23 protein-coding genes are annotated in these 23,485 nt (G+C 36.3%); 15 read left to right on the top strand and 8 right to left on the bottom strand.

The annotated features are described in order from the left end of the window. The first annotated feature begins 175 nt into the window (after positions 1-175). The gene (locus tag NZ519_03380; GenBank protein ID MCS7027786.1) at positions 176-508 is read left to right on the top strand and encodes a hypothetical protein; all 333 of its coding nucleotides are present in this window, start codon (positions 176-178) and stop codon (positions 506-508) included. Here the strand turns inward: NZ519_03380 and NZ519_03375 are convergent. From NZ519_03375 to rsgA, 4 genes are all read right to left on the bottom strand, one after another. Continuing rightward, entirely contained in the window at positions 505-1,152 is a 648-nt protein-coding gene (locus NZ519_03375) for an NUDIX hydrolase (protein MCS7027785.1), read from the bottom strand. The genes NZ519_03380 and NZ519_03375 overlap by 4 nt on opposite strands. Positions 1,153-1,178: 26 nt before the next feature. Continuing rightward, complete coding sequence (locus NZ519_03370; GenBank protein ID MCS7027784.1) at positions 1,179-2,024, bottom strand: phosphate ABC transporter substrate-binding protein; 846 nt, start codon at positions 2,022-2,024, stop codon at positions 1,179-1,181. Between the two features lie 111 nt (positions 2,025-2,135). Continuing rightward, a complete protein-coding gene (locus NZ519_03365; GenBank protein MCS7027783.1) occupies positions 2,136-3,632 on the bottom strand; it encodes an NAD(P)H-hydrate dehydratase in 1,497 nt (498 codons plus the stop codon). Further along, positions 3,629-4,567: a ribosome small subunit-dependent GTPase A gene (rsgA, locus tag NZ519_03360; protein ID MCS7027782.1), complete on the bottom strand. Its 939-nt coding sequence runs from the start codon at positions 4,565-4,567 to the stop codon at positions 3,629-3,631. The genes NZ519_03365 and rsgA overlap by 4 nt, the downstream gene beginning before the upstream one ends. A 465-nt stretch (positions 4,568-5,032) precedes the next feature. Between rsgA and NZ519_03355 the strand changes: the two genes are divergently transcribed. Both NZ519_03355 and NZ519_03350 read left to right on the top strand, forming a co-directional pair. Next, on the top strand, positions 5,033-5,791 hold the full coding sequence (locus tag NZ519_03355; GenBank protein ID MCS7027781.1) for a 5'-nucleotidase C-terminal domain-containing protein: 759 nt from the start codon (positions 5,033-5,035) through the stop codon (positions 5,789-5,791). Positions 5,792-5,852: 61 nt separating this feature from the next. Then, entirely contained in the window at positions 5,853-6,314 is a 462-nt protein-coding gene (locus tag NZ519_03350; protein ID MCS7027780.1) for a sterol desaturase family protein, read from the top strand. 43 nt (positions 6,315-6,357) lie between these two features. Here the strand turns inward: NZ519_03350 and NZ519_03345 are convergent, their stop codons facing one another. Beyond that, complete coding sequence (locus NZ519_03345; protein ID MCS7027779.1) at positions 6,358-7,482, bottom strand: pyridoxal phosphate-dependent aminotransferase family protein; 1,125 nt, start codon at positions 7,480-7,482, stop codon at positions 6,358-6,360. A gap of 39 nt (positions 7,483-7,521) precedes the next feature. Between NZ519_03345 and mnmE the strand changes: the two genes are divergently transcribed. The 3 genes from mnmE to rsmA all read left to right on the top strand — a co-directional run bounded on the left by mnmE (position 7,522) and on the right by rsmA (position 10,412). After that, the gene (mnmE, locus tag NZ519_03340; GenBank protein MCS7027778.1) at positions 7,522-8,910 is read left to right on the top strand and encodes a tRNA uridine-5-carboxymethylaminomethyl(34) synthesis GTPase MnmE; all 1,389 of its coding nucleotides are present in this window, start codon (positions 7,522-7,524) and stop codon (positions 8,908-8,910) included. Positions 8,911-8,974: 64 nt separating this feature from the next. Further along, the gene (locus NZ519_03335; GenBank protein ID MCS7027777.1) at positions 8,975-9,664 is read left to right on the top strand and encodes a 1-acyl-sn-glycerol-3-phosphate acyltransferase; all 690 of its coding nucleotides are present in this window, start codon (positions 8,975-8,977) and stop codon (positions 9,662-9,664) included. Then, positions 9,648-10,412 (top strand): 16S rRNA (adenine(1518)-N(6)/adenine(1519)-N(6))-dimethyltransferase RsmA, encoded by a 765-nt coding sequence (gene rsmA, locus NZ519_03330; protein ID MCS7027776.1) that lies wholly within the window; start codon positions 9,648-9,650, stop codon positions 10,410-10,412. Before NZ519_03335 ends, rsmA begins: the two co-directional genes overlap by 17 nt. 7 nt (positions 10,413-10,419) lie before the next feature. Here the strand turns inward: rsmA and NZ519_03325 are convergent, their stop codons facing one another. Next, positions 10,420-11,850: a leucyl aminopeptidase gene (locus NZ519_03325; GenBank protein MCS7027775.1), complete on the bottom strand. Its 1,431-nt coding sequence runs from the start codon at positions 11,848-11,850 to the stop codon at positions 10,420-10,422. A 95-nt stretch (positions 11,851-11,945) separates the two neighbouring features. On the opposite strand from NZ519_03325, the gene NZ519_03320 reads away from it, so the two are divergent. The 3 genes from NZ519_03320 to NZ519_03310 all read left to right on the top strand — a co-directional run bounded on the left by NZ519_03320 (position 11,946) and on the right by NZ519_03310 (position 15,394). Next, positions 11,946-13,301: a peptidylprolyl isomerase gene (locus NZ519_03320; GenBank protein ID MCS7027774.1), complete on the top strand. Its 1,356-nt coding sequence runs from the start codon at positions 11,946-11,948 to the stop codon at positions 13,299-13,301. After that, complete coding sequence (locus NZ519_03315) at positions 13,289-14,269, top strand: MoxR family ATPase (protein ID MCS7027773.1); 981 nt, start codon at positions 13,289-13,291, stop codon at positions 14,267-14,269. The genes NZ519_03320 and NZ519_03315 overlap by 13 nt, the downstream gene beginning before the upstream one ends. Positions 14,270-14,455: 186 nt before the next feature. Further along, positions 14,456-15,394: an HTH domain-containing protein gene (locus NZ519_03310; GenBank protein ID MCS7027772.1), complete on the top strand. Its 939-nt coding sequence runs from the start codon at positions 14,456-14,458 to the stop codon at positions 15,392-15,394. Positions 15,395-15,438: 44 nt separating this feature from the next. Here the strand turns inward: NZ519_03310 and NZ519_03305 are convergent, their stop codons facing one another. Continuing rightward, positions 15,439-15,570, bottom strand: coding sequence for a hypothetical protein (locus NZ519_03305; protein ID MCS7027771.1), 132 nt, complete (start codon positions 15,568-15,570; stop codon positions 15,439-15,441). A 240-nt stretch (positions 15,571-15,810) separates the two neighbouring features. Between NZ519_03305 and NZ519_03300 the strand changes: the two genes are divergently transcribed. The 3 genes from NZ519_03300 (at position 15,811) to mraY (ending at position 19,494) form a co-directional block, all read left to right on the top strand. Then, positions 15,811-17,265: an oligosaccharide flippase family protein gene (locus NZ519_03300; GenBank protein ID MCS7027770.1), complete on the top strand. Its 1,455-nt coding sequence runs from the start codon at positions 15,811-15,813 to the stop codon at positions 17,263-17,265. A 201-nt stretch (positions 17,266-17,466) separates the two neighbouring features. Further along, on the top strand, positions 17,467-18,288 hold the full coding sequence (locus NZ519_03295; protein MCS7027769.1) for a hypothetical protein: 822 nt from the start codon (positions 17,467-17,469) through the stop codon (positions 18,286-18,288). Between the two features lie 12 nt (positions 18,289-18,300). Further along, positions 18,301-19,494: a phospho-N-acetylmuramoyl-pentapeptide-transferase gene (gene mraY / locus NZ519_03290; GenBank protein MCS7027768.1), complete on the top strand. Its 1,194-nt coding sequence runs from the start codon at positions 18,301-18,303 to the stop codon at positions 19,492-19,494. Here mraY and NZ519_03285 read toward each other — a convergent pair. Next, complete coding sequence (locus NZ519_03285; protein ID MCS7027767.1) at positions 19,392-19,712, bottom strand: hypothetical protein; 321 nt, start codon at positions 19,710-19,712, stop codon at positions 19,392-19,394. The two genes, mraY and NZ519_03285, sit on opposite strands and share 103 nt — an antisense overlap. Positions 19,713-19,866: 154 nt before the next feature. On the opposite strand from NZ519_03285, the gene NZ519_03280 reads away from it, so the two are divergent. From NZ519_03280 to NZ519_03270, 3 genes are all read left to right on the top strand, one after another. Further along, positions 19,867-20,487 carry a class I SAM-dependent methyltransferase gene (locus tag NZ519_03280; protein MCS7027766.1) on the top strand — a complete coding sequence of 207 codons (621 nt, stop codon included), beginning with the start codon at positions 19,867-19,869 and terminating at the stop codon, positions 20,485-20,487. A gap of 64 nt (positions 20,488-20,551) precedes the next feature. Continuing rightward, positions 20,552-21,553, top strand: coding sequence for a sugar phosphate nucleotidyltransferase (locus NZ519_03275; GenBank protein MCS7027765.1), 1,002 nt, complete (start codon positions 20,552-20,554; stop codon positions 21,551-21,553). After that, the gene (locus NZ519_03270) at positions 21,550-23,301 is read left to right on the top strand and encodes a tetratricopeptide repeat protein (protein MCS7027764.1); all 1,752 of its coding nucleotides are present in this window, start codon (positions 21,550-21,552) and stop codon (positions 23,299-23,301) included. The genes NZ519_03275 and NZ519_03270 overlap by 4 nt, the downstream gene beginning before the upstream one ends. The last annotated feature ends 184 nt before the right edge of the window (positions 23,302-23,485 follow it).

Below are 23,485 nucleotides of genomic sequence, written 5' to 3'. Positions count from 1 at the left end.
GCGCAGCGAAGTACCGAAGCGTTAGCGTAGTGCGGAATGCCCCGACCCTTGCGTCAGCAAGGGGCACGCCCAAAAAAAGAAAACTATTTTTTAGACTAAATGAGCTATATTTCTTAAATTTGTTTTTATGAACAGTTTACGGCTATCAATCGCACTAACCTTGCTTTTTTCTTGCTTGTCGATAGGCTGCAAAAAGAAAAACACCCTTGAACCCATAGACAGCCGAACTCAACAAATTTGTAAAAAATGGCGAATCATAGAATATCATGTCAATAATGTTTCCGTAAAATTACCACCTGATGACTACATTCAGTTCAATACCAACAAAACTTACATGGAACGAAAATACAAAGTAACTGTTTCAGGTACATGGCAATGGCAAAACGCACAAACTGAAATAGTTATCAACAGTGGTACTTGGAAAATTCTAACGCTTTCAAATCACCATTTAGAAATGGAAAAAATGAATGATTCACCCCCTCAAAAGTATATCTTACACGTGTTCTAACTTTTAGCTTGTAAATATAGGTAATAATTCAATAAAGCAGGGATATTCGTAATAAGCTTGGGCGCTTCTTCTATTGGTACAATGCAGGTTTGAATGTGTTCATTTTCATTGTATGCACCTGCCTTTTTATTTTGATAAAGCTCAATTTGACCTTGAGGTAAAACAAGCTCACAATAAAAAAAATATCCCCCTTCATCTAATAGACCAGGCGAAGTGTAGTACATTTGAGAATTTAGCAGAACTAAATTTTTCTTATCAATTTTTAGACCTGTTTCTTCTTCCACCTCTTTGATGGCTACCTTGTACGGATCGCTTTCACTATCGCACATCCCAGCAGGATGCTCATAAGAAATTTGTCCATTTGAAACGCGGTACTGCTTTACTAAGAGCAAATACTTTTTTTGAGTTTCTTGGCTAATTAAGCAAGTTAGTACAGATACGAAATGCCCTCTTAGTAAAACTATGGGCAGCAGCTTTTCGCCATTTCTATCTTGCGCGTCAATGTGAAGTAAAGCAAAAATAAGTTCGCCATTAGGTTTGTGAATTAGCTGCAAAGGTTGTATGCTATTGAACTCAATCCCATTTCTCTCCAAAGTGGACTTCCACTGCTTGAATTTGAGAGATTCTTCAAGAGTTTCTTTCATATATGCAAAAATAGCAGCTGTTAATCTTAATACAGTGGATAGTAACCATGTTTTTTAAGTACTGCTTGTCCCTCAGGACCAATAACCCAATCCATGAATTTTTTTACTTCTCCTTCGGGTGGCTTGCGAGTAATAAAATACATAGTAGTTACAATCGGATACTGATTAGACAAGATATGAGTTTCTTCAGGTAAAAGGGCTACATATTGCTCATTACTTCGTATGGCTACAATCCGAATATACTTTTGAAAGTTCACGGCATCTATTTTTTGGGCATGAAAAACATCTGCATAGCCAATAGCCCCAGGATTAGCTTTGATAGAGTCTAACATTTCAGGTGTGTTAGGGACAATGATTAAATCTTCTCTGTAATCCTCTCCATTGAGGACTTTAGTTCTAAAATAAGGATATACACCACTACTATTCGGATAAGAAAGTACTTTTATCGGCATGTCTGCCATACCTAGTTCTTTCCAGTTAGTAATTTTGCCTGTATAAATTCCTGCTAATTGCTCAAAACTCATCTCCTTAATTTTATTATTCTTATTGACTAGTATCGCAATAGCATTTTTACCTATGGGAAGCATAACAGGAGGTTGACCGTAGTTATCAGCCTTAAATCTTTCCAACTCTTTGCCTGTCATTACTTTGGTAGAAGCACAAATGTCGGTTATATTGGCGGTGAGGGCTTTCAGACCCATATCTGAACCTTTCATATTTAAGGAAAAATTGACATTCTTGTTTTTTTGTTGGTATTTTTCAATAAGCTTTTCTACGATAGGTTTCATAAATTGCGAACCGCTAATCTCTATCGTAGTCTGACCAAAGCATTTGCCTATACAGAAACATAAGCAAAGTAACAGTGCTCTCATACCTTCTCTTTATATCTTCTTTTCAAACCTAATTTTTTTGTGTGAATCAAATATGAAAGTAGAGTAATTTGATTGTTAAATGTGTGCTTTGTACAACCTCTAACTGCAGTATTATCCTGAAAACAGATTGTTTATTATATCCGAAGGCATGAGAGCAGTGTTAGAATAATTACACAAAGCTTTTTGAGCTGCTATACTATGTGCATAAACCCCTACGATTACTGCGCTTTTTGTAAGGTAAGGCTGCGCTAAAAGGCTGGTTAATATTCCTGTTAAAACATCTCCTGTGCCTCCTTTTGCCATTCCTGGGCATCCATTGTCTGAAAAATACACAGTACCATCAGAAAATATAAGTGTGGTTATTGTATCTTTTAACACAATAGTGCAGCCCTTTTGCATTGCTAATACTTGGCAAGCTTCTATACGAGATAGACTATCAGGATATTCATCTTGTAGCAAGCGTTCGGCTTCACGAATGTGGGGCGTTAAAACAACTTCTTTTCCTTCTATGTATTCCCACAATTGCGGATTTTTAGCCAATAAATTGATAGCATCGGCATCAATTACACAACGTCCCGAGTAGTGCTTGAAAATAGACTCTAAAAGCTTTAAGGATTTAGGGCGTTTTCCTAAACCATGTCCAATACCTATGGCATTGAATTTTTGCAAATACTCCGATTTATGAGCTTGCTCTAAAAAACTTTGCATAGAGCAAAACATGGCTTCTGGTATTGCTACATTAAAAGCCATTTGGTGTTTAGCATTGGACATGACCGTTAATAGCCCACATCCTGAACGATACGCAGCTTTAGCGGCTAATATCCCTGCACCTGTCTTATCATACAAGCCCCCTACTAGTAAAGCATGTCCATAGGAATTCTTGTAAGAAAATTTTACTCTGGGCTTAAAATGTAGTTCAAACGTGTCTTTGTCTAATGAAAAATAGTTTGTATCAACTTTTTGATAGTATTCTTGGGAAAGTCCAATATCTACTACATAGATACGTTCAATTTCTTTTGCCCATTCTTTAAGAAAAAATACTATTTTAGGTTGCTGAAATGAATATACTTCTTGGCACTTTACCCAAACTCCTGTATTATCCCGATTATCTTCACCTTTCAATCCTGAAGGAATATCAATGGAAATTGTGTAAGCTTTACTTTGGTTTATATACTCAATAGCCTTTCCAAGCAGTGAGGTAAGTTCTACGCTGCGATTTAAGCCTGTTCCTAAAAGTGCATCTATAATATAGTCAGGATTAGGAAGAGTATCTACTTGCTCAAACGTAACCACAGGAATTTGATATGTTTCTAAAAGCGTATAATTTTGGTAGTTATCTGGTGTAGCTTTTGATAAGTCCCCCACATAAATTACGAACACATTAGCTTCGGAAAGTTTAAGATAACGAGCTAAAGCTAATCCATCTCCGCCATTATTCCCTGTGCCGCAGAAAATATGTATAGTTTTATTTTTAACATTGTGATGCGCTAAAAGCTGTTCAAACAAACGTTGAACTGCTCGTTCCATTAAATTGTATGAGGAGATAGGTTCGTGCGCAATAGTATATTTATCCCATTCCTGTATTTGTTGAGAAGAGAATAATTTCATACTTGTTTTTCCAACATTTCTATTATTCCCAAATAGTTTTGGTATCGTTGAGAGTAAATTTTACCTTCAGCTAAAGCTTGCTTAACCCCACAATGAGGTTCATTACGATGTAAGCAATTACTAAATTTACAGCCCGACAAATAAGGTAAAAAATCAACATAGTAGCGGCTAACTTCTTCTTTCTCAATGTTGAAAAAGTCTAATTCTTTAATTCCAGGCGTATCTATAATGTAGGCGTTATATTTAGGCAGAGAATACATAGTAGCCAAGGTCGTCGTATGTCTACCTTTTTGATTCCATTGAGATACCTGACCTACTTTAAGGTTAAGAGTAGGTTCAATGAGATTGAGCAAGCTAGATTTACCCGTACCCGAGTGTCCTACAATTGCACTAACTTTATTTTGTATAATCTCAACAATTGTAGGTAAATGTTTTTGCTCTAATGCTGATACTACTTTACTGTCATAACCTATACTTTGGTACATTTTGACATACTCCTGTACTTGTTCCTGCATTGATTCGTCATATAAGTCTGCTTTATTCCATAATACAACGCTGTGAGGAATTTTATATGCTTCGGCAATGACAAGCATACGGTCAATGAAGCCGAGCGAGGTGCGAGGTTGAGCTAAGGTAGCCAGCACAATAAGTTGGTCAATATTTGAGGCTATGATATGGGCTTGAGTATGCTTTCCAATAGCTTTGCGGATAATCGCATTTTTTCGCTCTGCGATATTGTGAATCAGACCGTTTCCATCATCTTGTATAGTAAAATAGACTGTATCTCCTACTGCGATAGGATTAGTTGCATTCCATTCAGTTAGGCGAAGCTTACCTTTTAGGCGGCACTCTACCACTTGATGAGGACTGTCTTGCGTCAATACAGTATATGAACTTCCTTTTGAATGAGTAACAACACCTACTTTATCTTGCATATATGTTTTTTGCGCTACATGATTACAAAGATATCAATTAAGTAGTATAACGTGAGTTTTGGATTGTAAAAAAGTTTTGGAGTATAAATAGCAATAAAATGAGATAAGATTTGGATAAATAAAAAAGAGCAATAAAATTGCTCTCATGATAATAAACGAAATTGTTATCATCGGGCTGTTTATAGAAGCCGACGATTCTTGCAAAGCTTAGATGCGTATGAAGCTACCCACACTTTACAAAGCGCAAATATGTAAAATAATCAGAGTAAAAAAACGTGTTTAATGCACAGTGAAATCATCACAATACTGGCTTAAAGCTATCTCTGAAAATAAGAACAATCACAGCAAAGTAACAAAATAACTAATTTTGAGAAAAAGAACAGATACAAATCCAGCCACCTCAAATATTTTTTACAAAGACTTAATTGATTTGTATAGGAAAATCGTTATATTGCCCCTTGAATTATGAAAAAAACTACATTTCGTTTTACATACATTTTTATACTTGGACTTTTTCTTAGTGTTCTATCTTGTAGTCCTAAACTATACCAAACTGTAAAAAGTCATCATTTTCAAACAAAAATCACAGATTCTATTCCAGAAGATAAGGAAATTCTATCTATGATAGCCCCCTATAAGAAAGCCTTAGATGAAAAAATGAATCAAGAAATTGGCGAATGTGCTATGGAGCTAAACAAAGAAGGGGCGCCTCAAAATTTGATCTGTAACTTTGTCGCCGACCTGATGTTATCGGAAATCAATACTTACAAGGAATATGAAAAAGTAGATATCTCTTTTGGTTCAAGTGGAGGATTGAGAAATATTCTGCCAAAAGGTAAAATTACAGTTAGACACATTTATGAGCTAATGCCATTTGATAATGAAATCGTAATTTTAACCTTGTACGGTTCAGATATTATCAAACTGACAGACTTTCTAGCTAATAAAGGCACAGGTATATTTGCAGGGGGTAGCTTTATCATTACCAAGGACAAAAAATCAACACAAGTAAAAATTAATGGTGAGCTTGTTGATGAAAAAAAAACTTATCGTATTGTAACCTCTGACTATATTGCCAATGGCGGAGATAATCTCAAATTTTTACTCAACGCAGTAAAAAGAGAAAACACAGGTATTCTATTCCGAGACATGATATTGAACTACATAAAAAAACAAAAAGAACCACTATCAGCTAAAATAGATGACCGAATGATAAAAGAGTAAATTTTTTAAAGAAACTTAGGTTTGATACGTAATGTTATAGTAAAGAGACCGACTTGAGTTTATGACGCTCATCTTAAACGTATTAGTTGTGTTGGCAACTTTCTTTTTCATGGAGTTTGTTGCGTGGTTTACGCACAAATACATAATGCACGGCTTTTTATGGTATCTGCATAAGGATCACCACCAAGGTAAAGAAGGCTTCTTTGAAAAAAATGACACTTTTTTCTTAATATTTGCCATTCCTAGCATGTACTGCATATTTACAGGTATAGCTAAGCAAGATATTAGACTTTACATTGGAATTGGTATAGCACTCTATGGAATAGCATATTTTGTGGTTCATGACATTATTATTCACCAAAGATTCAAGATTTTAAGCCGATGGAATAACCGTTATATTGTAGGTATTCGTAAAGCGCACAAAATTCACCACAAACATCTTGATAAAGAAAACGGTGAAAACTTTGGAATGCTTATCGTACCTATGAAGTACTTCAAGAAAAAATATGAAGAAAAAGTTTGAAATATCCTTGAAAGCAGCTAAACAATTAGAAAAAACAAAATTTTTAGGTTAAGCAAGTCTGAATAAGACCCAATACTTCTTCAATCTCTTGCTTGGTGTTATGTGCGTGCACGCTAATTCGCAACCTTTCTTGTCCCTTAGGTACAGTAGGCGAACGTACCATAGCTACATCAAAACCAGCATTTTTTACTGTTTCATGAATAGCATGCAATTTAGTAAGATCGCCTATCACAATTGGAATTATAGGAGTTTGTATGTTCAAGTGCGGCAATAAGTGCTGAAAAACTTGTATATTGAAGTGTAAATCTGCACGCCAATTAGAATTTTGTGCAATAAGTTGTGTTGCAGCATGCATAACCCTAACTTGAAAAGGAGAAAGTGCCGTAGTATAAATGACAGGGCGAGCTTTATTGAGTAAATAAGCTTTAATAACGCTATCTTGTACTGCTATCACTGCGCCGAAAGTTCCCCCGGCTTTGCCAAAACCTATTATCCGTATAGATATGTTCTTATGGCAGTTATACATCTGTAATAAACCTTGACCTTTATCTCCAAATACACCAAAGGCATGCACTTCATCGGCTATCAAAATAACTTCGTATTGCTGAGCTAACTTTATTATAGTTTGCACTTCTGGAACATCTCCGTCCATGCTATACACAGTTTCAAAAACATAAAATAATTGCCCATCACCTATGGATTCACGATATTTTTTTATCTTTTTTTCTAAATCATTCATATCATTATGCTTCACAGGATATCTTGATGCAAAAGATAAACGCATGCCCTCTTTTATACTAGCGTGGACTTTCTCATCATACAAAATAATATCCTTTCTACTAGGAAAGGTACTCAGTACGGCTACATTCGCATCATAAGCAGAATTAACTATAAGTGCATCGGCACAATCAAAATATTCTTTGAAAAAATCTTCTGCTTCCTGGTGCCAAATTGAATTACCTGAAAGTAAACGAGAACCTGTACTGCCCAATGGAATGCCATTAGATAATTCTTTTAGCATTAACTTTTGTAATATGCCCTTTTTAACTATTCCAAGATAGTCATTAGAAATAAAATCAATTTGGTTATAGTATTGTAGAGTACGATATTCCTGTTCTACTTTGAGCTGATGTATTTGTTTTTCAATTTGAGAGAGCCATTTTTGCATGTATCAAAATACGGCATTTATGAGCATATTTGCAACTGTATGTACTATCCTCGAGATACGATTGCTGCGGTATCTACGGCAATGGGCGGAGCGCTAAACCTTATTAGAGTTTCAGGTCAAAACGCTATTACTATTGTTAACGCAATTACTAAAAAAGATATTACTCAACAAAAAAGTCATACCACAAGGTTAAATTATATTATTGATGAAAATCAAAAAGAAATTGATGAGGTAATGATTACTGTATTCCATGCTCCTAAATCTTTTACTACTGAAAACGTAGTAGAAATTACTGCGCATGGTAGTCCTTATTTAGCAGAAAAAATTTTAAGTCTTTTAGTGCAGAATGGAGCAAGAATAGCACAGAAAGGTGAGTTTACTTTACGTGCTTTTTGGAACGGACGTTTAGACCTTGCCCAAGCCGAAGCTATTGCAGACCTCATCAATGCCCAAAACGCACAAATGCATCGTATTGCTTGGCAACAAATGAAAGGTGGCCTCTCTCAAAAAATGAAAACTCTTCGCCAAGACTTAATTCATTTTACCGCTCTAATGGAATTAGAATTAGATTTCGCCGAAGAAGATGTAGAATTTGCTAATCGCCAGCAATTTATTAAACTTTTGCAAGATATACTTACTTTTGTAGGGGAACTTCTACGTTCTTTCAAATATGGTAATGCCCTCAAAAAGGGCGTTCCCGTAGCCATCATAGGCAAACCTAATGCAGGTAAATCCACTCTGCTCAATGCCCTATTGGAGGAAGAAAAAGCAATTGTAAGCCCTATTCCAGGCACTACCCGAGATGTAATTGAAGACACGCTCACCATACAAGAAATTACTTTTAGGTTTATGGATACCGCAGGGCTAAGGGATACTACGGACACAATTGAACAAATAGGTGTGGCTAAAACTTTACAAAAAATTCAAGAAGCCGAAATTATTTTGTATGTATGCAGCGCTAATCCAAACAGTAACCAAAATGAAGAAAATATCTATCAAGCTTATCAAACTATACAAACTTACCGAAACAATAAGAAAGATGCTCAATGGGTAATTTTAGCTAATAAAGTTGATATTTACCCACAAAATGCGCCAACCCCCTCTTTTGATATCCCTGTATTGTATTTATCTGCCAAAGAGAAACAAGGTATAGACCAACTCAAAGCACATTTATTACATACAGTAAGACAATTTTTACCCGATTATCAAACTGCTTTAATTCTAACTAACCAACGACATTTTGAACTACTTTCTAAAACTTATGAGCATCTCAAAAGTGCTTTACAGGGTTTTCAGGATTGCGTCAACACTGAGTTGATTAGTATAGATGTTAAACATGCTCTGCACTACCTGGGGCAAGTAACAGGTGAAGTAACTCCAAATGATGTTTTAGCCGATATTTTTGCTAATTTCTGTATTGGTAAGTAAAATTAAATTTGATAACAAGCTCATGAATTTATTTAGGAAATTTTGGGCAGTTTGGTATGCGTGTGTGTGTATAGTCGTGTTTTTTAGCTTGATTCTTCCTATTCAATTTATTTTCCTTCAACGAAAGAAGTGGCATAAGTATGCTAATTTCATGAATAGAGTTTGGTCATGCATAGTTTGCATACTTGTAGGACATTGGGTATTTGTAAAGAACAAAAAGAACTTTAAGGTATCTAAAAAACCTTTTTTAGTGGTAGCTAATCACAGTTCCTACATTGACATTCCTATATTGATGTGGGCACTCCCTTTTGACGCGCGTTATATAGGTAAAGCAGAGCTAGGTAAAGTGCCCATTTTTGGATATATGTTCAAAAAACTTCACATTCCTGTAAATAGAAGCAGTAAAATAGATAGTTATAGAGCTTTTAAGAGGGCTGCGCAGTTTTTGAAAGAAGGCATGTCAGTAGTTATTTTTCCCGAAGGAACTATTCCTGAAAATCCTCACCAATTAGGTCAGTTCAAAGAAGGCGCGTTTGCGTTAGCTATTCAAAAAAAAGTTCCTATTTTGCCCGTTAGTATTATAGGTAGCCGCTATGCTTTTGAAGATCCTACGAGGTTAAGCGCTATGCCCAAAAAAATTACTGTAATTATTCATGAACCCATTACTCCCACTACACAAACAGAAAAAGAGTTAAAAACATACATTTACAATCTGCTCTCTAAGTCAGTATTTGGATATGAAAGTAAAACCTAAAAAACATTTAGGACAACACTTTTTGAGAGATTTCTCTGTGGCTAAACGCATGGCAGATATGGTTGTTAACACGCACTTACCCATGTTAGAAATTGGGGCAGGTACAGGAGTGCTTACTCAATTTTTGGTTCAAAAAAAATTCAACCTGCACGCCGTAGAAATTGATATGGAAGCCATTCAATACCTCAAACATAATTTTGCACCACAAGATTTTACTTTGTACGAACAAGACTTTTTAACTTTGGATATTTCTGCTTTACCTACTCCAATAGTGTGGATAGGTAATTTACCTTACAATATTAGCTCACAAGTGTTTTTTAAGCTTTGGGAAAATTGTGCGCATGTTCCAGAAGCAATTTTCATGGTACAAAAAGAAGTAGCGCTGCGGTTGTCAGGCAAGCCTAATTCTAAGGAATATGGTATTTTAAGCGTACTACTACAATTGGAGTATCAAATTACATACGCCTTTACAGTTCCTCCCCATGTATTTGAACCTCCTCCAAAGGTTTATTCAGGAGTTATTCATTTAATAAAAAAAACTAGCCCACTTATATATCCTCGTGAAAAGCTTTTAAAGTTAGTTAAAGTCGCTTTTAATCAACGCAGAAAGATATTAAAAAACAGCATAAAGTCATTGTGTAACAAAGAAATAGACATAGATATAAACGGTAGAAACATATTGGGGTACCGCGCTGAGCAACTTCCACCTGAAGCTTTTTTAAAGCTTTTAGATGCTTTACACGATTAAAGAGAGGTTACTGCTTTGAGTAATGAGATAAAAATTCAACAAGTAAACGTACTCCCACACCTGTTCCTCCGCGCCCTTTGTAAGATTGTGCATTTTGTAAAAAGGCGGGACCTGCTATATCTAAATGTATCCATGGGTACTTAGTAAAATGCTGTAGAAACTTAGCTGCTGTGATAGCACCTGCGCTTCTCCCACCAATATTTTTCATATCTGCCACAGTGGATTTTAACAGTTCTGCATATTCTTCCCACAAAGGGAATTCAACCAAGCGTTCATATACTTTATCACCTGCTTTTTTAATAGCACTTTTAATCTCTTCTGATGCTGTACTCATCATAGCAATACCAATATCTCCGACAGCAACCACAGCTGCCCCTGTCAAAGTTGCTAAATCAATTACTAACTCAGGTTCATACTGCTTTGCAAAATGAAGCGCGTCAGCAAGAATTAAGCGCCCTTCTGCATCGGTATTCAAAACTTCTACAAAAGTACCATCATACATTCTAATTATATCCCCAGGCGTGTATGCGTTTTTACCTGGTCTATTGTCTGTAGCAGGAATTAGTCCAATAATGTGTATATCCATTCCCATTTGAGCAATTGCACAGAATGTACCTATTACCGCTGCTGCACCTGCCATATCACATTTCATAGTATCCATGCCCCCTTCGGTAGGTTTGAGACTCAATCCCCCTGTATCATACACAATCCCTTTACCTACTAATACAATCGGTTTTGAGTTTCTGTGCTTATTAGGTTTGTATTCTAATATAGAAAAAGTAGGAGGTAATTCACTTCCTGCATTAACCGCTAATAATCCCCCCATTTTGAGAGACTCTATCTTCTTTTTATCCAAAACTTCCACTTTGAAGCCATATTTTTTGCCTAAATTTTGGGCAGTATTCGCTAATTCTGTTGCGGTTAATGTAATAACAGGTTCATTGACTAAATCCCGAGCTATACACGTACTTTGACCTATAATTTGCCCCCTTTTAACCGCATTTTTGAGATTTTTATTCTCCTTATCTACGCAAATGTTTATTTTTTTGAGAGAATTGAGTGTAGGTTTAGAAAGATACTTGTTGAATTGATAGTTAGATAAAAGACTAGTTTCGGCTACTGCGGTTACTAAGTCCTCAATAGAAATGTTGTCAAAAGAGTCATGTATATGAATGTTAAGTTCAGAGATACGCAGAGTATTAGCTGTACTGACTAATTCATGCACACCCTTGCGAATTTTTTCTAAAGACACTTCGTGGTGTTCGCCAAGGTGATGTAAAATAGTAATGCTCTCCCCTAAAATATACCTTGTACCCGAAGTGAAACTCTCTGCGTCTAATCCTTTATATGAAGATATAAAAGAATGTCCAAGTTCTTTATCTATCAAATAAGCTTGATGCCCTTTGGCTTTTTTGTCTGAAATTAAGCTAATGTCCATGCAAGCAAACTTGCAAAATTATTTCTAACTATACAAGTACAATTTAGTTGCAACAAACCATATACGGGACAATTTTTACTATTTTCGCAGTCATGATGATACGATTAGGCGTATTGGTACTTTGTATAGGCATTTTTGTGGCATTTGGACAGGAAAACGTTTCTGAAAGCAGAGGAATTGTACTAGATGAAATTATTGCCGTAGTAGGCGATAATATCATACTTCGTTCAGATCTTGAACGGGAATACAACGATTTGATTATGAACGGCGAACAAGATAACGGTTCGCTCAAATGTGAAGTTCTTTCAGGGTTATTGGCAAGTAAGTTGCTCCTATCCCGAGCACGTATAGATAGTGTTACTGTACCTGATGATCGCGTAGAGCGCGAACTGAATAAACGCATTAACTTATTTATTGAACGATTAGGCAGCAAAGAAAAGTTAGAAGAGCTGTACGGCAAACCTCTTTCTCAATTTAAGATTGACATGCGCGCGCAAATTAAAGAACTTCTGATAGTACAAACTATGCAAAACAAAATTACGGGTAATGTTCAAATTACTCCCAAAGAGGTCAAAGAGTTTTATCAAAAAATACCCAAAGACTCCTTACCAGTTTACGAGGAAGAATTAGAAATTCGGCAAATAGTAATCTTTCCTACGATGAGTAAAAACCAAATTCAGGCAGCTTATCAAGTAGCTAAACGTTTGCGAGATGCTATTGTGCGTGGTGAGTTAGATTTTGAAAAGGTTGCCCGAGACACTTCCGATGATACAGGTAGCGCCGTCAATGGGGGAGATATCGGTTGGACTAAACGCGGAGAGCTAGTTCCTGAATACGAAGCCGTAGCATTTTCTCAACCTATTGGTAAAATATCCGAACCCGTAGAAAGCATGTACGGTTGGCACATCATTCAAACTTTGGAACAAAAAGGGGAGCAAGTTCATACTCGGCATATTCTCATTAAGCCTAAAACCACTTCCAGCGATGACGGACAAGCAATTATGCGCTTAGATAGCATCCGTAAGTTATTGATAAACAAAAAAATAACACCCTTAAAAGCAGTAAAAGAGTTTTCTGAAGATAAACAAACCGTAGAAACAGGCGGCTACCTAACTCATCCTCAAACAGGGCGAAACCGTATTCCTGCTAAACTACTTGAAAGTGAAGTGTACTTCAAAATTCAAGACTTGAAAGAAGGCGAAGTAACCCCTCCATTTCCTTATACCCACTATGATGGTAAAAAAGGTTATCGTATCTTAATTTTGGAAAAGCGTATTCCCTCTCATGTAGCTAACCTTGATGATGACTATGAGCGTATTCAAAATGCCGCACTTTCTGAAAAGAAAAATCAAGTCTATCAAGAATGGATAAAAGAAAATTCTAAAAAAGTGTATGTAGAAATTCGGGATAAATCTTTTAATTGCAAAGAGTTAGAAATATGGAAAAGATAATTTACCAAGATGCCATAGAAGCAGTACAAGCATTGGGAGAAAAATACAAAGTTCTAACCCAAGAAATTGCAAAACAAATTGTAGGACAAGAAGAAATTGTACGGCAATTATTGACATGTATTTTTAGTCAAGGGCACTGTTTGTTGGTAGGTGTACCTGGGTTAGCTAAAACGCTATTAGTGCGTACATTAGCTGAAGCTTTGGGCTTGAGTTTTAACCGCATCCAATTTACTCCTGACTTAATGCCTTCAGACATAACTGGAAGTGAAATATTAGAAGACACAGAACGGGGCAAACAGTTCAGATTTATTCAAGGACCTGTATTTGCCAATATTGTTCTAGCAGATGAAATTAACCGTACTCCCCCTAAAACTCAAGCCGCTCTATTGGAAGCTATGCAGGAATATTCTGTTACTAACGCAGGAAAAAAATATGTTTTAGACCTTCCATTTTTCGTACTAGCTACTCAAAACCCTATTGAACAAGAAGGAACTTACCCACTTCCTGAAGCACAATTAGACCGTTTTATGTTTAATGTTTGGGTAGATTATCCATCTTATCAAGAGGAGATTCAGATTGTAAAGTCCACAACTTCGCTTCAAAAAGTCAATATTCAAAAAGTATTGAGTAAAGAGGAAATTTTGTACTTTCAACGGTTAGTGCGTGAAGTACCTGTGGCAGACAATGTCATTGAGTATGCGGTTAAGTTAGTCCATAAAACAAGAGTAAATTCAGGTATTGCAACTGATTTTGTGAAAAAGTATGTTTCTTGGGGTGCAGGACCTAGAGCTTCGCAGTATTTGATTATTGGGGCTAAGGCAAATGCGCTTATTCATGGCAAGTATTCACCTGATATTGAAGATGTACAAGCTGTAGCTCATCCTATTTTGCGCCACAGAGTAATTTTGAATTTTACTGCGGAAGCGGACGGTATTACTATTATGGAGCTTATTGACAAGCTTTTATGAGCTTCGGTTTAATCTTATGTTTGTAGCCACAGGTAGCATAAAAAGCTATGCTAAGTTCAGAAAGAAATAAAATACGTAGGTATGTGTACTTACGATATCCTTTTCGATTTTAGAAATTTTTTCATACTTTTACTCTTATTCAAAAAGTCCCCCTGATGTAAGCGGTAAAAAAGTAACACTAAGTATATGAACTATTTAGAATTAGCAGAACAGGTCATAAAGCAGGTAAATCAGCCTTTGACTCCCAATGAAATTTGGGAAAAAGCTGTGGAACTTGGACTTGACCAAAAACTAAATTCTATAGGTAAAACACCCTGGGCTACAATTACAGCTCGACTTTACGTTGATGTCCGTGATAATCCAAATACCAAGTTTGAAATAGTCGGAAAAAGACCAACTAGATTTGGACTCAAGGGTATCACTCAAAACAGTACTAATACTATTTTAGAACAATATCAGATACTTAAACCTGAAAGTTTTACAGAGCGCGATCTGCATCCTTTGCTTGTAAAATTTGCCGATACATATCACCATTTCAGAGGAATGAAGATAAAAACAATTTTTCATGAAAATTCAAGTAAAACAAAAAGAGGATATAATAAGTGGCTGCATCCTGATTTGGTAGGAGTATATTTCTCTTTCAATGATCCAATTAGACAATATGAAAAAGTGATTATTGAATTTCAAAACGACTTTTCTATTTCCTCAATTAAACTATTTTCGTTTGAGTTAAAAATTAAGTTAGACATCTCCAATCTTAGAGAAGCCTATTTTCAAGCTGTATCTAATTCAAGTTGGGCAAATGAGGGCTATTTGGTTACCTTGAAAATTGATGAGGAGGTAATAGAGGAAGTTAGACGGTTGACAAATTCTTTTGGTATTGGGCTAATTAAGCTTGACGCAGAAAATATTGAAGAAAGTCAGATAATTGTTCCTGCAACATATAAAAAACAGCTAGACATTGATGCGATGGACAGATTGGCAACTGAAAATCAGCATTTTCGTGATTTTTTACAAAACATCATAGATGATAATAAAATCAAAAAAGTGAATAGCAAGTATGACGAAGTTTTAAGTAATGAAGAACTTGCCAGATACTTGAAAGACAAAGGAATCATAAAGTAGAGAAATGTTACTCCAACTGTACACCTATAAAGTGTTTTTATAGGTTATTTTTTGTTTGTATCTTTTTTGGGCGTGCCCCTTGCTGACGCAAGGGTCGGGGCATTCCGCACGTAGCCCGAAGCACGCCGACCTTGTGGGCATGAGCGCAAGCGAAACGCCCACAAGGGCACGCCCAAAAATTAAAACTTAAACTTTCTGCGTAATTATCTTCGCTTGAATTAAAAAACAAGCTAATTTATACTTTCATTTGATGAAAAACAGCTTACCTGCAAAGTACTTGGAAATAAGTCTCTGTATTTTGATAACTTAAAACAAGCAATAAGATCTGCTGCTCAAAGAAATTAGCTGATGATTTTACTACCAATTGGCTATGGCTTTACCTTGTTTGCAAGAGAGCAAAGCCATACTTTTGCACTATGCTAAAAAGTTTTATCAAAAATGTGAGTTTTATGCTTGCTTTGAATTTAGCGATTAAGCCGTTGTGGGTTTTGTGCGAAATTTGGGTTCAAAATAAAGTAGGAGATACGCAGTACGGACTGTATAGCACAGTACTGTCTTTGTGTATGATATTAGGAATTGTGCTTGATTTAGGTATCAACCAAATGACTACTCGCGAAGTAGCCCGAAATAACCTCAATACTAAACAATTTTTTGCCGAAGCCCTTGGCGTAAAAATAATCCTTGTTCCTGTCTTTTTTGTGTCTGTATTCCTTGCTGCAATGCTATTAGGCTATAACTCTTTGCAGTTAAGAATGTTGGCTGTACTTAGCACAGCACAGGTTTTTACTTCATTGTTGTTGTTTATGAGAGCAGGGTTTCAAGGTCTACATTATTTTAGGCAGGATTCTCTACTTTCTGTATTAGATAGACTGATTTTAATTGTATGCTTAGTAGTTCTGTTGCTACGCCCAACATTTGACATATTTTTTTTAGGCTATCTTCAAGTAATTGCTTATTGTGCTGCTTTTTTAACTGCTTTGATTATTTTACACAAAAAAAGCCATTACGTACAAGTGTATTTTTCTTTGGAAAGTACTCAAAAGATTCTCAAAAAAACTATTCCGTATGCAATGCTGTGGTTTTTTATGACAATTTACACTCGTATAGATAGTGTAATGTTAGAGTGGCTATTGAGAGATGTTCAAGGAAAAGATTTTGGTAAGTACATAGCTGGAGTGTATGCTTCTGCTTACAGATTGATGGATTTTAGCAACACTATTCCGATTATGTTTGCTACTATATTGTTCCCCATGTTTAGCCGACTATTAGATAAAAAGAAGGCTTTAGAAACCTTTGTAAAAAGCGTGCTTGTGGTTATGTTGTTTATTACGATGTTAATTGTAAGTTCTTGTACTTTCTATGCTAGTGAAATTTTGTCTTTGCTATATAAAGCAAAAGGAAGTCAATCTGTGGAATTAGCTACTCCTGTATTTATTGTGTTAATGTGGGCTTATATAGGTTTCGTTTTGATATACATGTTTGGTACTTTACTAACTAGCGCAGAGATGCTTGATAAACTTTCACAAATAACTCTCGTAGGGGCTATAATGAGCTTGTTACTCAATGGAATATTGATTCCCAAATATCATGCTTTGGGTGCAGCAATAGCCTTATTGTGTACTCAAATATTGATGGTTGTTTTACATGTTTTACTGTGTCAGCGGCGTTTTTCTTTTACTTATCAAAAGACTTATTTGGCTAAAAATGTGCTTTTTGTTGCAGCTAGTTTTTTTATAGGATATGTGAGTACATTTTTACCTTTTGTGTGGTTTTTGAAGGTCTTTGCTAATGTTGTATTCATATTGATTTTTGCTTTTGCTATAAGGTTTGTATCCAAAGATGCTTTTACGGTCATATTCAAGCGAGGGTAGGTTGTCCATTTGCGTGAGGGGCATGGAGCATGCCGTTAGGCAGTGCGAAGCGCAGCGAAGCACCGAAGCGATAGCGCAGTGCGGAATGCCCCGACCCTTGCGTCAGCAAGGGGCACGCCCAAAAAAATAAAATAATCTGACTAAATTTGACTACTTTGTTGACTGCGCTCTCTTTTTCAAAGTTTGTATAATTTTGCATGCATGGATAAAAAAATACTTATATACACAAGCCTTATCCTAAATACAATCTTATTATTGAGCTGCACGAAAAACACTAAAAAACAAACCAAAATAGACGAAAGCAGACTGCTAGAAAATTTTAGCAAGTTTGTACCTATTTCGCCGATGTCCGCTATTTTGTATGCCCAAGAAATAGATTTACAAAATGATGGTTTCAAAGAAATTTATGCGGTAATCAAAAGCCTGCAAGCGCCAAAAAAGTGCTATACCGTACTTTTTAATGCAAAAACCTACACTTATATGGGCGGATTAGAACTTCCACCTTACCAAATGGTAGATGAGGTTGATACGCTCATTGTCAGCAGGATTACAGGTGATAAAATAGACGATATGACTTTGATATTCAAAGAAAAACGAGATACATCTATAACAATATGGAATTCTACTTCCACTTTTGCACAAGGTAAAATGCGATTTTTATATGATTATGAAGTTTTTGAAGAAGGACCTACACGCAAAAAAATATCCTACGCTGTAATAAATGAAAAAAGTGAGCTCATCATTTACAATGAACGCTTTGATAAACGAGACTCCTGCGTGTATGCTACGTATGATGTGCGCGATTATATTGAAACAGGTTGGGTAAAACCTAAAACTCACTTTTTTTTGACAAAATGTTTTGCATATCCAAGAGTAAAGGACAGAAATGCCGTGTGGAACTCTAACTACATTTTAATGTCCCAAATTTATGGGGCTATGGAGAGAAAAAGCGCTATGGAATTTTACAAAAATCCTGAAAACACAAATAAAATTAACCAACTTAAATCAAAATACAACTTTTAACTTTTTGTAACAATGCTATACTACCTATTCAAGTGGTTGGATAAAGTCAAGGATGTGCCTGGTACAGGTATATTTCAGTTCATTTCTGTACGGGCGGCTATGGCAGCTATTTTTGCTGTACTTATTTCAATGATATTCGGTAAATATGTAATTGCTTTTTTGAAAAAGTATCAAATTGGTGAAATAATTCGCCCTGATGGACCTGAAAGCCATTTATCTAAACAAGGTACGCCTACTATGGGCGGCATAATTATCGTTGTAAGCATTATTTTTCCTGTTCTACTTTGGGCAAAGTTGGAAAATTCGTTCATCATCATGATGCTTATCTCTACTCTTTTTATGGGGATTATTGGATTTTTAGATGATTACATTAAGTTTAGACAAAAACGAAATTTGCCTTTGAAATACTTCGGATTCATTAGCGCTAAAAGGGGTATCAAAGGTAAAGTCAAAGTAATTGGACAAGTAGGATTAGGGCTTCTCATTGGAGCAACTTTGTACTACAATCCTAACTTCAAAGATGAAATTAGAACTATTACTACCACGCCCTTTCTCAAAAATAATGAATTTGACTATGCGAACCTGATTCGTTTTATAGGTCCTGACTATCGTAAATATGCTTTTGTGGTTTTTATTCCGATTATCATTTTTATTGTAACAGCTATTACTAATTCAGTTAATTTGACCGATGGGATAGATGGCTTAGCCGCAGGAACCTCAGCAATTGTAGGGACAACCTTAGGTGTTTTTGCTTATGTTTCGGGTAATTCTTTAATGGCAAAATACTTGGGCATTACATACATTCCGAATTCAGGCGAAATAGTGGTATATATTGCTGCTTTTGTAGGAGCTTGTGTAGGATTTTTGTGGTACAACAGCTATCCTGCCCAAGTGTTTATGGGTGATACAGGCAGCTTAGCGCTGGGCGGAGGTATAGCGGCTGTGGTAATATGTCTCAAAAAAGAGCTTTTAGTACCTGTGCTGTGCGGAGTTTTTTTTGTAGAGTCTTTGTCGGTAGTGATACAAGTCAGTTATTTTAAGTACACAAAAAGAAAGTACGGTGAAGGGCGTAGAGTTTTTAGAATGTCTCCTTTACATCATCACTATGAGAAGGCAGGAATACCTGAACCTAAAATTGTTTTTCGGTTTTGGGTGGTAACTTTATTTTGCTGTATTTTAGCAGTAGTGTTATTGAAGTTGAAATAGTTCAAATTCAGGTAGCTTAATGAATTTTTGCGGCTTGTGAAAGAGTTAGAAGCATAGTGGTTTGTTTTTTTATAGTTAGTTTTATTTTTTAATTTTTTGGGCGTGCCCTTGCCCATACTTCGCTGCGCTTGTATGGGCAAGGTCGGCGTGCTTCGGGCTACGCTATCGCTTCGGTGCTGCGCTTCGCTACGCACTGGGCTAACGCCCACCCTCCGCATGCCTCACGCAATAAACTACTACAACCACCTTACCGATTCTTGACTACTTTACACCACTCAAAACTATATTTATCATATCAAATTTAATTTCAATTATTTAAGTTTGCCGTAAGATATGAACAAAAACCTTAAAACCTTGCTATCCTTATACCTTATGAGTATTTCAATCTTCGTATATGCACAAAAGACCAAACATAAATTCCGCCATTCTGACAAAAGCAGCCCCACTAGTTTTTCAATTCAAAATCTTGAATCTCCGAATAGAGATACATATCAAAAACCTGACAAGGTAATAGAGTATTTAGGTAATCTTGAAGGTAAAACTATTGCAGATATAGGAGCGGGTTCGGGGTATTTCTCTATGCGCCTTGCACAAAAATGCTCAAAAGTTATAGCCATAGATATAGATACAGCATTGCAAAAATTACTTAGTCAGCGTATAAAACAGGCTGAAATTTCTAACATTGAACTACGGACATCTTCTCATGACAGTCCTATGCTCGCAGAAAATGAAGTGGATATCGTTTTCTTGGTCAATACATATCATCATATAAAAAATCGTGCAGAGTATTTTAAGAAAGTCAAAAAGGGTATAAAACAAGATGGAAAGTTAGTAGTTGTAGATTTTTTTAAGGTTCAAACACCAGTTGGACCTCCTGTAAAGCATAAAGTTTCTATTGATGAAACTATAGCAGAGTTGAAGGAAGCAGGATTTGCTCATTTTGAATTAGAAGTTAATCTGTTGCCGTATCAGTTTATTCTCACAGCGAAGTAGTTCCGAATTTAAGGTATGATTTTTGTTATTTTGCCTTCGCTTAACTTAAATTATCTCAAAGTGCATGAAAGTAATTATTCCGATGGCAGGTATGGGCAAGCGCCTTCGCCCCCATACCTTGACCACTCCTAAACCTTTATTCCCCATCGCAGGAAAACCTATCGTACACCACTTGGTAGAAGATATCGCAGTACTTATTAAGCAACCGATTGAAGAAATTGCGTATATCATCGGAGATTTTGGGAAAGAAGTAGAAAACTCTTTGAGTAAAGTAGCAGAAAAAGTAGGGGCTAAAGCTAAAATCTACTACCAACAAGAACCTTTAGGCACAGGTCATGCAATACTGTGTGCCAAAGAGAGCTTAGTGGGAAATGTAGTAGTTGCTTTTGCAGATACGTTATTCAGAGCAGAATTTGAATTAGATACCGATAAAGACGCCGTAGTGTGGGTTAAAGAAGTAGATAATCCTAGCAGCTTTGGTGTAGTCAAACTCAATGATAAACAAGAAATCATAGACTTTGTTGAGAAGCCCAAAGAGTTTGTTTCAAACTTAGCCATTATAGGAATATATTACTTCAAAAGTGGAGAATACCTGTGTCAGGAACTTCAACGCTTGATAGACCAGAATATCAAAAGTTTAGGAGAATATCAGCTCACAGATGCTTTGGCACACATGCTTCAAGAAGGTAAAAAAATGAGCATAGCAGGAGTAGCGGAATGGATGGATTGTGGAAACAAACAAGCACTTTTAGAAACGCATCAAAATGTGTTAAATTACTTGCAAAAAAACAATAAAATTCATAATTTTGTTTATCCGAATAGTGTGATAACTCCACCTTGCTACATCGCAGATAATGTGCAAATACACAACTCTATTATTGGTCCTTACGTATCAATAGGAGAAAACGCCGTAATAGAAAACGCTATACTTTCACATAGTATTGTTCAGGATAATGCACAGATTTATTACGCGCAGCTGCATCACTCTATTATTGGAAAAAATGCGAATGTGAAAGGTGTAGCACTATCGGTTAATTTAGGTGATTATTCTTGTATTGAAGTATGAAAAATTGGATAGTTATTTTGTGGGCTTTTACTTTGGCTACGGTTTGGGCACAAAATGCAACAGACCCAAAAAAAACAAAAAAGAAAAGGGAAAAAGAAAAGTCAGAGAAAATAACCCCTCCCCGCAAACTTTCACCCGAAGAGAGAAATAAGCTCAATTACTATTTCATAGAAGGAGCTACCTACTGGGCTAACAACCAATATGCCCAAGCTCTAACTTACTTCACAGAAGTCCTAAAAATTGACCCAAATAACGCAGCAGCCAATTACAACATTGCCCAAATTATGCTAGTAATGGCAATGTATGAAAAAGGTATCCCCTACGCTCAAAAAGCTATTAAGTTAGACAAAGAAAATATATGGTACCGTATTATCTTGACCAACTTGTATCTAGAAAACAAACAACTAAAACAAGCTATTGAAAATCAAGAAAGCTTAGTAGCTGACTTCCCAAACTATTTAGAAGGCTACAATCAACTCTTAAATTTTTACCTGCAAGCTAAGTCTTATGAAAAAGCTATCGCGCTATGTAATGAAATGGAAAAAAGATTTCCCTTGGGAGATGAAATTGCTTTTCGTAAAATAAAAATCTACAAACTCATGGGCAAAAATAAAGATGCTATTCAAGAAATTAAACGTCTAACAGAACTTCGCCCCAACAAAATAGAATATAAAGAATTGCTGGCAGAAACCTATAAGGAAGCAGGAATGAACGAAAAATGTTATGAAACTCTGCAAGATATTTTGCAACAAGACCCCAATAATGGATACGCTCTTATTGCCACTATGCAATTTTATGAAAATAAAAACGACCAAGTAAAAGCTGACGAGTATCTACACAAACTACTTGAAAATGCAGACTTACCCATTGAAACTAAAATTCAACTACTTTCTAATCAATTACTCAAAAATAGAAACAAACCTCAAAATTTGCTTCATTTCCTGGGTTATGCCTTGAAATTAGAAACTACAAATACCGATAACGTAGTCCTAATCACTTTAATTGCTGACTTTTACTCTGTATTAGATTCCTTACAAAAAGCCCGAACTTACTATAAAAAGTCTTTGCGGATTAACGAAAACAATATACGCGTATGGCAAGCGTTAGTAGATGTCTCCATGAGAACCAAAAACTATACACTTGTAAAAGAAGACACCGACAGTGCTCTAGTACTTTTTCCTAATGACCCCGATTTTATCTTTTGTAACGGAATTGCTTGCTATAATTTGAAAAAATATGAAAGCGGCATCAAAGTCTTGGAAAGAGGAATAAAGATAAGCAGAAACATCCCTGACCGCTTAGTGGATATGTACTCTATGCTGGGAGATATGTACAATGCTACCAAGCAGTACCAAAAGTCTGATGAAGCTTACGAAGAAGCCCTTAAACTTGACCCTAAAAATACGATTGTTCTCAATAATTATGCTTATTACCTCTCTTTACGCAAAGAAAAGTTAGACAAAGCCGCAGAAATGGCTAAAAAAGCCGTAGAACTCCACCCTACTCCCAACAACATGGATACCTATGGTTGGGTACTGTACAAACAAGGTAAATACGAAGAAGCCGAAATATGGATTAAAAAAGCCGTAGACACAGGGCGAGTAAGTAGTGTAGTATATGAGCATTACGGTGATGTTCTTTCCAAGCTTAACCGAAAAAATGAAGCGGTCAAGTATTGGCGCATAGCCTTAGAAAAAGGAGGTAGCCAAAGTATTAACAAAAAAATAGAAACAGGACAGACAGATTAAAAAACGTTTAAGCACTCATAAAAAAGTTTTTAAGAACTTTTTAGGATTTTTTTGGGCGTGCCCTTGCCCACACTTCGCTGCGCTGGTGTGGGCAAGGTCGGCGTGGGGGGGGGGGGGCGGGGGCGGGGGGGGGGGGGGGGGGGCCCCCGCGCGCGGGAGCGAGCCCGCCCGCAGCCCCACCCCC

The sequence above is a fragment of the Bacteroidia bacterium genome (genome assembly GCA_025056095.1).
In the GTDB taxonomy this organism is placed as follows: domain Bacteria; phylum Bacteroidota; class Bacteroidia; order JANWVE01; family JANWVE01; genus JANWVE01.
This window is presented reverse-complemented; position numbering and strand designations above follow the sequence as displayed.